10 protein-coding genes, 1 pseudogene and 1 CRISPR repeat array are annotated in these 11,987 nt (G+C 73.4%); of the genes and pseudogenes, 5 read left to right on the top strand and 6 right to left on the bottom strand.

Annotation, left to right across the window (positions count from 1 at the left end; all coding sequences use genetic code 11):
- Positions 1-160 precede the first annotated feature (160 nt).
- A pseudogene (locus BUE45_RS02775) lies at positions 161-804 on the top strand (NUDIX hydrolase N-terminal domain-containing protein).
- Positions 805-862: 58 nt separating this feature from the next.
- On the opposite strand, the gene BUE45_RS02770 reads toward BUE45_RS02775, so the two are convergent.
- Together BUE45_RS02770 and BUE45_RS02765 are read right to left on the bottom strand one after the other, a co-directional pair.
- Positions 863-1,354 (bottom strand): nuclear transport factor 2 family protein, encoded by a 492-nt coding sequence (locus BUE45_RS02770; protein WP_073374519.1) that lies wholly within the window; start codon positions 1,352-1,354, stop codon positions 863-865.
- 311 nt (positions 1,355-1,665) lie between these two features.
- The gene (locus BUE45_RS02765) at positions 1,666-2,214 is read right to left on the bottom strand and encodes a TetR/AcrR family transcriptional regulator (protein WP_245832731.1); all 549 of its coding nucleotides are present in this window, start codon (positions 2,212-2,214) and stop codon (positions 1,666-1,668) included.
- A gap of 272 nt (positions 2,215-2,486) precedes the next feature.
- Between BUE45_RS02765 and BUE45_RS02760 the strand changes: the two genes are divergently transcribed.
- The 3 genes from BUE45_RS02760 to BUE45_RS02750 all read left to right on the top strand — a co-directional run bounded on the left by BUE45_RS02760 (position 2,487) and on the right by BUE45_RS02750 (position 5,594).
- The gene (locus BUE45_RS02760) at positions 2,487-3,056 is read left to right on the top strand and encodes a TetR/AcrR family transcriptional regulator (protein WP_073374517.1); all 570 of its coding nucleotides are present in this window, start codon (positions 2,487-2,489) and stop codon (positions 3,054-3,056) included.
- A gap of 185 nt (positions 3,057-3,241) precedes the next feature.
- Positions 3,242-4,450, top strand: coding sequence for an FAD-dependent oxidoreductase (locus tag BUE45_RS02755; RefSeq protein ID WP_073375349.1), 1,209 nt, complete (start codon positions 3,242-3,244; stop codon positions 4,448-4,450).
- A gap of 382 nt (positions 4,451-4,832) precedes the next feature.
- Positions 4,833-5,594, top strand: coding sequence for a phytanoyl-CoA dioxygenase family protein (locus BUE45_RS02750; protein WP_073375347.1), 762 nt, complete (start codon positions 4,833-4,835; stop codon positions 5,592-5,594).
- Positions 5,595-5,656: 62 nt separating this feature from the next.
- Here the strand turns inward: BUE45_RS02750 and BUE45_RS33155 are convergent, their stop codons facing one another.
- The 4 genes from BUE45_RS33155 to BUE45_RS02730 all read right to left on the bottom strand — a co-directional run bounded on the left by BUE45_RS33155 (position 5,657) and on the right by BUE45_RS02730 (position 8,172).
- Positions 5,657-6,151: an NUDIX hydrolase gene (locus BUE45_RS33155; RefSeq protein ID WP_143173238.1), complete on the bottom strand. Its 495-nt coding sequence runs from the start codon at positions 6,149-6,151 to the stop codon at positions 5,657-5,659.
- Positions 6,152-6,430: 279 nt separating this feature from the next.
- Positions 6,431-7,130: a CRISPR direct-repeat array (repeat unit 29 nt; unit sequence CTGCTCCCCGCGCACGCGGGGATGGACCC).
- Positions 7,131-7,146: 16 nt separating this feature from the next.
- A complete protein-coding gene (locus BUE45_RS02740) occupies positions 7,147-7,491 on the bottom strand; it encodes a DUF1048 domain-containing protein (RefSeq protein WP_073374515.1) in 345 nt (114 codons plus the stop codon).
- A 1-nt stretch (position 7,492) separates the two neighbouring features.
- Positions 7,493-7,849, bottom strand: coding sequence for a DUF1048 domain-containing protein (locus tag BUE45_RS02735; RefSeq protein WP_073374513.1), 357 nt, complete (start codon positions 7,847-7,849; stop codon positions 7,493-7,495).
- Complete coding sequence (locus tag BUE45_RS02730) at positions 7,846-8,172, bottom strand: PadR family transcriptional regulator (protein ID WP_073374511.1); 327 nt, start codon at positions 8,170-8,172, stop codon at positions 7,846-7,848. The genes BUE45_RS02735 and BUE45_RS02730 overlap by 4 nt, the downstream gene beginning before the upstream one ends.
- Before the next feature lie 647 nt (positions 8,173-8,819).
- Between BUE45_RS02730 and BUE45_RS02725 the strand changes: the two genes are divergently transcribed.
- A complete protein-coding gene (locus tag BUE45_RS02725; protein WP_178378428.1) occupies positions 8,820-11,981 on the top strand; it encodes an AfsR/SARP family transcriptional regulator in 3,162 nt (1,053 codons plus the stop codon).
- Positions 11,982-11,987: the final 6 nt, after the last annotated feature.

The raw sequence follows: 11,987 nt of genomic DNA, 5'->3' as shown, positions 1-11,987 counted from the left end.
CTGCTCCCCGCGCACGCGGGGATGGACCCCGGGGCACCGCGGCGACGTGGCCGGTGGTCGACTGCTCCCCGCTATCGCGGGGATGGGGACGGGGCCTGGCACGCCGACCGGGTCCCACCGAACTCCCCCCTCCGCACACCCCTGGCTAGACTCGGCGGGCATGAGTGCCCCGACACCCTCCGAACACCTCCGGCGTATCGCGATGGAGCTCACCGCGCAGGCGGAGTCAGGGCTCGCCTACTGCACGGACGCCTTCGACATCGAGCGCTTCCACCGCATCGGCGCCCTCGCCCGCGACCTGATGCAGACGGTCTCCTCCGACGAACTCCCCGCCTACGACCGCCATACAGCCATCGTCGCCGGGTACACCACCCCCAAGCTCGACGTGCGCGGCGGCGTCTTCGACGGCTCCGGCCGGGTCCTGCTCGTCCGCGAGGTCGCGGACGCCCACCTCTGGTCCCTGCCCGGCGGCTGGTGCGACATCCTGGAGAGCCCCAGGCAGGCCGTCGAGCGCGAGGTCCTGGAGGAGGCGGGCGTCCCCGTCCGGGCGGCCCACATCGCCGGGGTCCTCGACCGGCACCTGTGGCCGCACGTGCCGGTCTACGACCGCCACATCTACAAGCTCCTCTTCGTCTGCGAGCCCCTGGCCGACCCCGACCCCGCCTTCACCAGCAACGAGACCAGCGAGATCGCTTGGTTCGACGTCGACGACCTCCCGGAGCTGTCCGTGGCGCGGGTGCTGCCCGAACAGATCGCCCTGCTGCACCGGCACTGGGCGTCCCCGGCCCGGCGCACGTGGACTGACCTTCCCGCGTGGAGCGCCGGCGGCGGTACCGGCGTCCACACCGGCCCGGCGGCCCCCTCAGGTGAGGGCCGTCTGGAAGATCCCGAAGTTCCCCGTCATCCACAGGGCCGTCAGTTTGAGCTTCGCGATCCTCCACCCCCGCTCGGTGCGCTCGAACCGGTTCGTGTAGTACCCGTACACCGTCTGCTCGCCGCCCCCGGTGTCGTTCGGCAGGTGGTGGCCCGCCCGGACGTACGCGACGCACGTGGCGTGGTCATCGTCGTCGAACGTGACCACCTGGTTCGTGATCATGTGCTGCGTCGCCTTGAACGACTCCATCCGCGGCGCCGTCCCCCGGACCCAGTCGTCGGCCGCGAGCCGCATCACGGGCTGTCCGAAGCCGTCGCTGAAGTCCACCTCCACCTCGTCGGTGAAGCAGCTGCGGAACAGCTCCCAGTCCCGGGAGTCGGTCCCCGTGGCGTAGCGGAGCTGCACATCGCTGATCTCGGCCCGGTCCAGCAGGTGCCGGAGGCGGGTGTCGTCCGCTGAAATTTCATGTGACTGTGTCATATGAACCACGGTGCGCCATTCAGATGACATTGTCAAGTGAATGGTGGTGCGGAGCGGCTGGGGCGGACCGGCGGCACGGGAGAACGAGGGCGCGGCGAACCGCGGAGACGACGGGGACACCGGGGACACCTCGCGCGTACCGCCCTGGGCGCCCCCTCGGAGGGGACCTGAAGTGCCGCGCCCCGGCGTGTCCCCGCCGTACGGACGCCGGGTGCGCGTGTCGGCGCGCCGCGTCGAAGCCCCGGGCCCTCAAGGGCTCCCGTGGGCGAGGGCGCCGCCTGCCGCCGTCGTCCGTGCCGGACCGGCGCGGCTCAAACCTCCGTGCCGAGCTCCGGAGCCTCCGGCCGCAGGCCCTCGACGAGCATGTGCACCAGGTCGTCCACCCCGACCCCCCACTTCTCCCGCGCGAGGTGCCCGCTCAGCTCCAGTCCCGCGATCCCGTGCGCGCCCGCCATCACCAGGGCGCCGCGCCCGCGGGCCTGCGCCTCGCCGACCACGTCGGCGACCAGCGCAAGGAACTGGTCCTGGAGGCGTTCGGCGGCGCGGACCGACACGGGGTCGTCCGCCGGGGCGGCGAACATCAGCGCGTACACGTGCGGCCTGCTGCGGGCCACGCCGATCAGCGCCAGGACGGCCCGCTCCAGCCGGACCCGCGCCGTGGCGTCCTCGTCCGCGCGCAGCCGCTCCACGGTGTCCGCCAGGGACGACCAGGCGTCGACGGCGAGTTCGGCCAGCAGGTGCGCCTTGTCCTCGAAGTGGCCGTAGGGCGCCCCGCGCGAGACCCCCGCCCGGGCGCCCACCGCCCGCAGCGTCACCGCCTCGGGCCCGCCCTCGTCCAGCAGTTCGGACGCTGCGCGCACCAGGGCGCTCCGCGTTGCCGCGGCGGATTCAGATCGCGTGACCACGGCGCCATCGTAGTTGACGGTGTCACGCGGGGACCGGTCCACGCCGCGCGTCCGGTGCGCGCCCGGCGTGCCCGGTGTTCACCTGGCGCGCCCGGCCCGCTCCACGGGCCCCGGGCCCCCGTCCGCCGGGGGCGGCACGAGGGGTTGAAATCCCCGGAGGATGTGGCATCCTCGAAATTGGGCACTCGCCCAAGGCGATCGCCCAAATCATGAACCGGGAGGGACACATGGCCACACAGCGCGCGCAGGAGGTCCGCGAGCGCCTGCTCACCGCTGCCGCCGCACTCATCGCCGAGCGCGGCTGGGCCGGGGTGAGCACGCGCGTCCTGGCCGAACGCGCCGGCGTGGGGCCCGGCCTGGTCCACTACCACTTCCCGTCCCTGCGGGAGCTGCTCAACGAGGCCGCCCTGCGCACCATGTCCGCCGTGGTCCACGAGGGCGCCGCCCACCTGTCCGGCGCCTCCGCGCAACAGGGCCTGGACCTCCTCCTCGGCTCCCTCGACGCCTACTCCGGCGACGACCCCACCTCGGTCCTGTTCACCGAGGCCTACCTCGCCGCCGGGCGCGACGAGGAACTCCACCGGGCCCTCACCGGGCTCCTGGCCGACTTCCGCGCCCTGCTCGCCGACTGGATGCGCTCCATCGGCGTCCCCGAACCCGACACCACCGCCCGTGTCCTGGCCTCGGCCGTGGACGGGCTCATGCTGCACCGACCCCTGGACCCCTCCCTGGCCGCCGAGGCCGCCGTCCCCGTTCTGCGCAGGCTCCTGACCGGAGCCGTTGAGGAGCAACGTTGAGCACTTCCGGCACACCCGGCGCCTCTGGCACACCCGGCGCCTCTGGCACACCCGACGCCTTCGGTGCGCCGGGAACCCCCGGCGCACCCGAGGCCCCCGGCACACCCGCCGACTCCGGCACCGAAACCGACCCCGGCGCGCCGGCCTCCGTAGGCGCGTTCCGCGGCTCCGGCACGCCGCACGCCGTGGTCGCCGGAGCGGGCATCGCGGGGCTGGCCCTGGCCCGCCGCCTGGCCCACCACGGGTGGCGGGTCACCGTCGTCGAACGCGCCCCGGGACCACGCCCGCAGGGCTACATGATCGACTTCTTCGGCCCCGGCCTGGACGCGGCCCGGGAGATGGGGCTCCTGCCCCGCATCCGGGAGCTGGGCCACCGCGTCTCCGAAGCCGTCCTCGTGGACGAGCGGGGCCGGCGCCGCGCCTCGATGGGGTTCGAGCGCTTCGCCCAGGCCATGGGCGGCGACCTGGTCTCGATCATGCGCCCCGACCTCGAACGCACCCTGCGCGAATCCCTGCCCGAGGGCGTCGACCTCGTCTACGGCGCCGCGCTGACCGGCGTGGAGGAGCGCGTCGACGGCGTCGCGGCGCGGCTCTCCGATGGCCGCGCCCTGGAGGCCGACCTGATCGCGGGCGCCGACGGCGTCCACTCCACCGTGCGGGGCCTGGTCTTCGGCCCCGAGGAGGACCACCTGGTCCACCTGGGCTTCCACACGGGGGCCTTCGTCTTCGAGGACGCCGGGCTGCACGAGCGCCTCCGCGGCCGGTTCGTGCTCACCGACAGCCTGGGCGCGCAGATGGGGTTCTACGCCCTGGCGGGGGACCGGGTGGCGATCTTCACCGTGCACCGCAGCCGGGAGACCACCCTGCCCCGGGACCCCCGCCGGGCCCTGCGCGAGGCCTGCGCCGGCCTGGGCTGGGAGGTGCCGCGGGCGCTGGAGCGGTGCCCCGGGCCCGAGCACGTCTACTACGACCACGTGGCCCAGGTGCGGATGGACTCCTGGTCGCGGGGGCGGGTGGTGCTGCTGGGGGACGCCTCACAGGCGGTGTCGCTGCTGGCCGGGCAGGGCGCCTCGATGGGGGTGGGCGGGGCGTTCGTGCTGGCGGAGGAGTTGGCGCGGGCGGCCACGGTGGGGGAGGGGGTGGCGCGCTACGAGGCGCGGTGGCGTCCCGTGGTGGAGGAGCGCCAGCGTGCGGCCCTCACCGGGACCGCCTGGTTCCTGCCCGACACCGTCCTGCGGCTGCGGCTGCGCCGCATGGTGCTGCGCCTGGCGGCGCTGCCGGGGGTGGACCGGTGGGTGGCCTCGGCCATGTCCGGCAAGCCCAGCCGGGTGATCGCCGACGTGGCCGCCGAGCCCCTGGCCGGACCGGCGGTGGGCGGACGCCCGGGGGGTTGAGGGGGCCGGTGGTGGGTCTGCCGCTGGTGGTGGGGGCGGGCACGGTCCGGTCGTGGCGCGGGCGATCCTTGCGCGGCCGGACCGCTGGACCGCCGGACTGCCGGACTGCCGGACCGAAGGGCTGTCGGGGGCGGGCTCCGGTCGGGTGGTTCGTGGGCCGGGGGTGTGCCGCCCGCCCGCCGCGCGACCGGGACCCGACCGGACGTGCACCTCAACTGTCGGGTCGTACCCCCGCGCCACCGCCTAGCGTTGCCGACGAACGAGGGCGCCGGTGGAGCTGTCCGCCGCGGTCACGGCCCTGCGGTCGCGCCCGCCCGGGAACCCGGCCGGTGTCCACGCCGCAGCGCGCCCGAACGGCGCCCGTAACGAGGGGGAACCACCCATGCTGACCGATCGCGACATCGAGACGTTCGTCGAGAACGGGTTCGTCGCCCTGCGCGGCGCGTTCCCCCGCGAGCTGGCCGAGCAGGGCCGGGAACTGCTGTGGAAGGACCTCGGGTGCGACCCCGACGACCCCGCCACCTGGACCCGGCCGGTGGTCCGGCTCGGCGGCTACCACGCGCTGCCGTTCCGCGAGGCCGCCACCACCCCCGCGCTGCTCGACGCGTTCGACCGGCTGGTGGGGGAGGGGCGGTGGCTTCGGCCGGGCGGGCTCGGCACGTTCCCGGTGCGGTTCCCCAGTGAGGAGGACCCCGGGGACGCCGGGTGGCACCTGGACGCGTCGTTCGCCGGGGAGAAGGGGGAGGCCCGGGTCAACCTGCGCTCGCGGGGGCGGGCGCTGCTGATGCTCTTCCTGTTCTCCGACGTCGGTCCCGACGACGCCCCCACCCGCATCCGGGTGGGCTCGCACCGCGACCTTCCCCCGCTGCTGGAGGGGGCGGGCGACCAGGGGCGGGAGTTCATGGACCTGTGCGGGGCCGCCGTCCCGGCGAGCGAGGGGCGTCCCGAGGCGCTGGCGACCGGCGAGGCCGGTGACGTGTTCCTGTGCCACCCGTTCCTGGTGCACGCCGCGCAGCCGCACCGGGGGAAGGTGCCGCGCTTCATGGCCCAGCCGCCGCTGCTGCCGGTGGGCGAACTCGACCTCGACGCGGAGCGGCCCACACCGGTGGAGCGCGCCGTCATCGGGGCGCTGGGCCGGGGGTGAGCCGGCGGGCGGGTCCTGTGTTCGGATGCGGTGCGGTCTGGAGGGAGCCGGGCGCGGTGCGCTCAGCCCGCGCCCGGGTGGGCCGGTACCGGTGAGCCGTCGTGCAGGAGTTCGGCCAGGGGCGTGTGGACCTCGGCGGGGTGGAGGTTGAGGGGGCCGAAGTCGTCGGCCGTCGCCCACAGGAGGTCGTAACGGTTGTCCGGGCCCTGGAAGTCGGCCTCGGGGCCGGACAGGCGCGGGGTCCCGGTGACGTCGGTCATGAGGAAGTAGGAGGCCGGGCGCTCGTTGTGCATGCCGGTCCACAGCAGGTGGGAGATCCGTGCGCGCAGGCTGGTCTCCTCGGTGAGTTCGCGCAGGGCCGCGGTCTCGGCGGACTCTCCGTCCTCGACGTGGCCGCCGGGCAGGACCGCGTAGTGGTGGCCGGGGCAGGGCTCGCCCTCCGCCGGGACGAGCCGGTAGCGGGCGCAGGAGTCGGTGGAGGAGTGGCGGCGGAAGCGTTTGATGAGCAGGACCCGGTCGTCCCGGACGACGACGGCGACGGCTCTGGGAATCGGCATGCGTTCCAGGATGGTGGGTCGTGGGGCTGAGCGCCAGGTGGGGTGTGGCGTGTGGGGGGAAAATTGACCTGTGTCCGGTTCTCGGACGGTGTTCGCTGGGGTGGGTGCGTCTGCATCGGCTCGTGTTGAAGAGGGGACTTCGGCGGAAGGCGTTGCCGGTCGTGGGCCCATCCGGTAGGAAGTCCTGGAACCGCTGTTGAGCGGGTGGGCGTTTTGTCTGATTCTTGAGAAGTTGTAAAAACGGCTGGTTGACAGTGGAATCTTCCCAGGTCAATTACTCTGCTCCCCGCGCACGCGGGGATGGACCCTCCTGCCACCAGTCCGACGAGAGGGCGCGCTGCTGCTCCCCGCGCACGCGGGGATGGACCCTCGCGTGAGGCGAACCGGCTCATGAAGCGGGTCTGCTCCCCGCGCACGCGGGGATGGACCCGTCGGCTGGCGCGACGGTCTCTGGGGCCAGAACTGCTCCCCGCGCACGCGGGGATGGACCCGCGTCGGCGATGAACCCCGGCTCCCCGCTCATCTGCTCCCCGCGCACGCGGGGATGGACCCTTCGTCCCGGGGTAGACGCCGAGATGGCGCGCCTGCTCCCCGCGCACGCGGGGATGGACCCGCGTCGGCGATGAACCCCGGCTCCCCGCTCATCTGCTCCCCGCGCACGCGGGGATGGACCCTTCGTCCCGGGGTAGACGCCGAGATGGCGCGCCTGCTCCCCGCGCACGCGGGGATGGACCCTGTACGCGGTCGCTGCGGTCTGCGACCGCCTGCTGCTCCCCGCGCACGCGGGGATGGACCCCTGGTCGAGCGGATCGCGCTCGACCGGTCCGACTGCTCCCCGCGCACGCGGGGATGGACCCTGGGAGTTGGCCGTGGTTCCCGGGTTGCTCCACTGCTCCCCGCGCACGCGGGGATGGCCCTCGACTCTTCCCCGTCTAAATGGAGAGACAGAACTGCTCCCCGCGTCTGCGGGGATGGGCCGAAGTTGTGGTCGGCGGTCACGCGCTGGACGAGCCCGACCCCGATCCCGATCCCCGCCCCTGGGCCACGGACTCCTGGTAGATGTCCGCGTACGTCCTCGTGTCCCTGATCAGGTCGTCGCAGAAGGCGGCGACGTCGAGGCCGATGAGTTCCATGACCCCCTTGCCGGACGCGACGCCCTCCTCGAAGAAGTCGACGATCCCGCCGAGCAGCTCTCCGTCCGCCAGACCGACCGGCCCGACCTTGAAGTAGTACCGCTGGATCTCCTTGTAGACGATCCGGTAGTCCGGCGGCAGCGCCTTGACCCGCGCCGTGTGCGCCCGCCACTGCCTCTTGCCCTCGATGATGTCCTGGACGCCCACGTCAGCCTCCCAGCCGGCCCAATTTCCTCGCGACGTTCCGGTTCAACTGCTCGCGCCACCGGTCCCGGTGGCTGCGCGCCCCCTCGCCCCCGGCCAGGGCCGCGCAGAACCCCGGGACGTCGTCGCCCAGGACCTCCCGGACGTCCAGCCCGTCCGCCGCCGTCTCTTCGAGCAGGCCCAGGGCGCCGTCGAGGATCGGCGTCAGGTTGCGGCCCGTGAAGTCCGAGTACGCGAACAGCTGCGCCTTGATCTGTTCCCAGGCGGCCCCGTACTCGGGCGGCAGCGCCCCGGCCCGGACCTCGAACGCCTTCCACTCCCGCGTGATGTCGTTGCCCGTCACGGTGTCCCAGAGGTTCATCCCCCGCCCTCCCTGAGCTTGTCGACGCGTGATGACAGGTACTCCCATTTCGCCCAGAACGTGGCGAGTTCCGCGCGGCCCGCCTCGTTGAGCGCGTAGAACTTGCGCGGCGGCCCCATTCCGGACGGCCGCTTCGTCACCTGGACGAGTCCGTTCTTCTCCAGGCGCAGGAGGATGGTGTACACCGTTCCTTCGACGACGTCGACGAACCCGAGTTCGTTGAGCTGTCGCGTGATGGCGTACCCGTAGGTCTCCTCGCCGCCGATGATCTCCAGCACGCAGCCTTCGAGCGTGCCCTTCAACATCTCCGTCAGGTCTTCCATGGCGTACGCGCTCCGACCTCCCACTATCCGGTGACGCCGAGTACTACTACAAAGTACCACGGGGTAGAGGGCTGTGCGGGGCGGGGGCTCGGCGTTGTCCACAGGTCGGGCGAAACCGGTGCGGCGGACGCCGGGGCGGGTTAGCGTGGCCGGGCGGGGAGTCTGCGCTGAAGGGGACGGGGTTCGGCCCCCGAATCCATTGTCGGGCGTCTCCGCCGACCGCTGCAACGGGTGCCCGCGAGGGTGTGGACGACCCGCGGGCGGTCCGGTGGTGCAGGGGCTGGTCCGGCGGTGCGCCGTCCGGGGCTCGTCGTGGCCGTGCTTCCGAGCTGGTGGGAGTCCCGGGACGTGCGCCGCTGCGGTGGGCGGAGGGGATCGGTTCGCCCCCGGCTCCGCCGTGCACGTGCCGCGGAATGTGCAGAATGGCGTTCCGCGGTACGTGATGAATTTTCGTGCATTTATCTGTGCATGTTAGCGTCGCCGCCGTAAAAGCGAAAGCACCCCACCTTCCTTTCGGTGAGAAAACCCTGTCCTCCCGTGTGTTTGATTCGCATCGTCGCAGGTCGTGGCTTCGGGTTTTCGGCCCCCGTGCGATGTCCTTATCGACGATCTCGACAATCCGCAAAAGGCGGTGGCATCCTGATCCCGTGTTGGGTTATGGCAGGCTGGACATACGACTCCTCGCCCGTGGCCCGCGGCTCCTGGTCGACGACCGGCCGGTCGACGCGGGTTCCCCCCAGGCGGCACTGTCCCTCGCCGTCCTGTCCGACAAGGTCGGGCACCCCGTGCACAAGAGCGCCCTCGTCGACGCCCTGTGGGACGGCGCCCCGCCCCGCACGGCCGTGGAGACGCTCCACAGCCTCATGAGCCGGCTGCGCAGGAAACTGCGCGACGCCGGCCTCCCCGCCGAGGCGCTCGTCTCGCGCGGCCCCGGCTACGTCCTGGACGTCGACCCCCGGTGCGTGGACTGGCGCCGGGCCCGGCTCCTGCTCGACGATGCCAGGCGCAGGGCCGACACCGGCCGCCGCCCCGAGGCCGCCCTGCTCTTCGACGAGGCCCTCGCTCTGTGGGACGGCGACCCCCTGGCCCTGGTGGACGGCGCCTGGGCGCGGGCCCGGCGGGCCGACATGCGCGCCCTCCGGCTCCGCGTGCTCGCCGGGTGGGCGCACAACGCCCTCGAACTCGGCGACCACGCCGAACTCCTCTACCGCCTCGAAGACCACCCGCTGCACGAACCCCTCGTCCTCCTGCGGATGCGGGCCCTGGCCGAACTCGGACGGGGCACGGAGGCCGCCGAGGCCTTCACCGTCCTGCGCGAGCACCTCCGCCGCACCGGCGGGGTCGAGCCCAACACGCAGACCCGGCGGCTCTTCGAGAGGCTGCTCCGGGACGAGGTCCCCGCACCCCGGACCGAACCCCCGGGAGAGCGCCGTCCGCCCCCGGCCGCCCCGCCCGCCCCCGAGGCCGCGCCCGGTCCCGTCCCCGCTCCGGCACCGGCCGTCATCGACACCCTCCCGAACGACCTGGGCGACTTCACCGGCCGGGAGCGGGAGCTCCGGCTCCTGCTGGACGACGCCGAGCACACCGGGACCGGTACCGCCGTCCACGTGGTCCGCGGCCTGGCCGGCGTCGGCAAGACCGCCCTCGCGCTCCACGCCGCCCACCGGATGCGCGACCGGTTCGACATCCGGCTCCACATCGACCTGCGCGGCATCGACACCGGGCAGGCGCTCTCCCGGCTGCTCCTCGCCCTGGGCGTGCCCGGCGAGGCCGTCCCCCAGACTCTGGACCGGCGCGTCGAGATGTGGCGCACCGCCACGGCCGACCGGCGCGTGCTCCTGGTGCTGGACGACGCCGTCCGCGGGCGCATCGCGCCCCTCATCCCGGCCTCGCCCGGCGGGGTCGCCCTGGTGACCATCCGCAAGAACCCGGTCCTGGAACTCGACGGCGCCCGCGACCTCCAGCTCCGCTCGCCGTCCGACGACGAGGGCCTGCGGATGCTCGCGGCCTTCGCCCACCGCCCCGCCGAGGACGACGGCATGGCCCCCCTCGCGTCCCTCCTGGGCAACCTGCCGCTCGCCCTGCGACTGACCGCCGGCCAGCTCCGGCGCCACCCGGCCCGCAGTGCCGGGGCCCACGCGGAGCGGATCCTGCGCAACGGCCTGTCGGAGATCGAGGGGACCGAGCGGAGGCTGACCGTGGTCTTCGACATGTCCTACGCGGATCTGTCCCCGGTGGCCCGCCGCGTGTTCCTGTGCGCGGGCCTGCACCCGGTGGCCGACCTGCGCCTGTCCGCCGTGGCGGCGGCGTTCGGAGGGCTGCGGGAGGCGGAGGCCGCCTTCGAGGAACTGCTCGACGTCCACCTGGTGGAGGAGACCGCCGACGGGGTCTTCCGCATGCACGACCTGGTGCGCCGGTACGCGGGCGAGCGCGCGGGGCAGGAGATGACGGAGCCGGAGCGCCGCGCGGTGGAGCTGCGCGTGCTCGACCACTACCTGCACACGGCCGACGCCGCCGACCGCGCCGCCCTGCCCGGCCGCTTCCGTCCGGACCCGCCGATGATCGGTAGGCCGGCGGGGGAGGCCTTCGCCGGGCCCAAGGAGGCCCGGGACTGGTTCGTCGAGGCGTTCGCGGAACTCGACGCCGTGGTGGCCTTCGCCCGGGAGCGCGGCTACACCGCGCACCTGGCGTGGCTGCCGCTGGTGATGGCGGGCCTGCTGGAGAGCTGCGGGCCGTGGAACGAGGCGGAACGCTCCCTCGGCCTCGCCCTGGAGGCGTGGCGGTCGCTGGGCGGGGAGGAAGGGGCCGCGCACGTCCTGTACGAGAGGGGGTGCATACGCCGGCGCCTGCTCCGGCTCGACGGCGCCCGCGAGGACATCGCCGCCGCGGTCGCCGCCTGGGATGCGGCCGGGAACACCAGCGGCACCGCCTACGCCCGTGACCAGGCGGGCATGGTGAACAACGCGGCGCAGGAGTACCGGACGGGCCTGAAGGACCATGAGGCCGCGCTCGCCGCCTTCCGGGGGTGCGGGGACCGAGCCGGGCAGGCCCAGGCGCTCAACCGCCTCGGTCTCGCGCGGGCGCACCTCGGGGATTTCGAGGGAGCGGTCGAGGCCTTCAGGGAGGTGTGTCGGTTCGGGGACGACCACATCCGGGCGCAGTCGATGCTCAACGAGGCCCGGGTGCGCCTCGAAACCGGTTACCACAGGGAGGCCCGCCGCAACTGCGAGGAGAGCATGGCGATCTTCGAGGCCCTGGGCGACCGGTTGAGCGCCGTCAACGCGCGTGCCAACCTCGGGGTGGTGTTCGAGCACCTGTACCGCTATGAGGATGCCCTGAGATGCTTCTCCGGGGTGCGGGAGTTCTACCGGAGCGTGGGGAACACCCCCGGGATCCTGCGCGCGGACCGGGGGAGGGCGGCGGCCCTGCTCGGCCTCGGTCGGCCTGCGGAGGCCCAGAGCGTGGTGGAGGACGCGCTGCGCCGGAGCGACGAGTCCGGTATCCGCGGTATCGAACCGACCCTGCTCTACACCGCGGGGGACGTGTACCTCGCGATGGGGCGCCCCGCGATGGCCCGGATGCAGTACCGCAGCTCCCGTCAGCAGGCGCGCGTGTACGGCCTGACCGCCCCGGAGGGCCTGGCCTGCGACCGGCTGGGCGACCTCGACACCCAGGAGGGGGACCCGGTGGGGGCGCGCACCTTCTGGCGTGAGGCGCTCCGCCTGCTGGAACCCCTGCGGATACAGGAGGTCGCCCTGATCAGAATCAAGCTCGACATAGATCCGCATATCCACGGGACGGGTTTCTGACCTCGC

Source organism: Nocardiopsis flavescens (assembly GCF_900141985.1).
Taxonomy (GTDB): Bacteria; Actinomycetota; Actinomycetes; order Streptosporangiales; family Streptosporangiaceae; genus Nocardiopsis; species Nocardiopsis flavescens.
Note: the sequence above shows the minus strand (reverse complement) of the source record. Positions and strands in the feature narration are given on the sequence as shown.

Bases quoted from the DNA above. Each gene is read 5' to 3' on its own strand.
- BUE45_RS02770 (WP_073374519.1), bottom strand. From the start codon at position 1,354: ATGACACAGTCACATGAAATTTCAGCGGACGACACCCGCCTCCGGCAC.
- BUE45_RS02760 (WP_073374517.1), top strand. From the start codon at position 2,487: ATGGCCACACAGCGCGCGCAGGAGGTCCGCGAGCGCCTGCTCACCGCT.
- BUE45_RS02750 (WP_073375347.1), top strand. From the start codon at position 4,833: ATGCTGACCGATCGCGACATCGAGACGTTCGTCGAGAACGGGTTCGTC.
- BUE45_RS33155 (WP_143173238.1), bottom strand. From the start codon at position 6,151: ATGCCGATTCCCAGAGCCGTCGCCGTCGTCGTCCGGGACGACCGGGTC.
- BUE45_RS02735 (WP_073374513.1), bottom strand. From the start codon at position 7,849: ATGAACCTCTGGGACACCGTGACGGGCAACGACATCACGCGGGAGTGG.
- BUE45_RS02730 (WP_073374511.1), bottom strand. From the start codon at position 8,172: ATGGAAGACCTGACGGAGATGTTGAAGGGCACGCTCGAAGGCTGCGTG.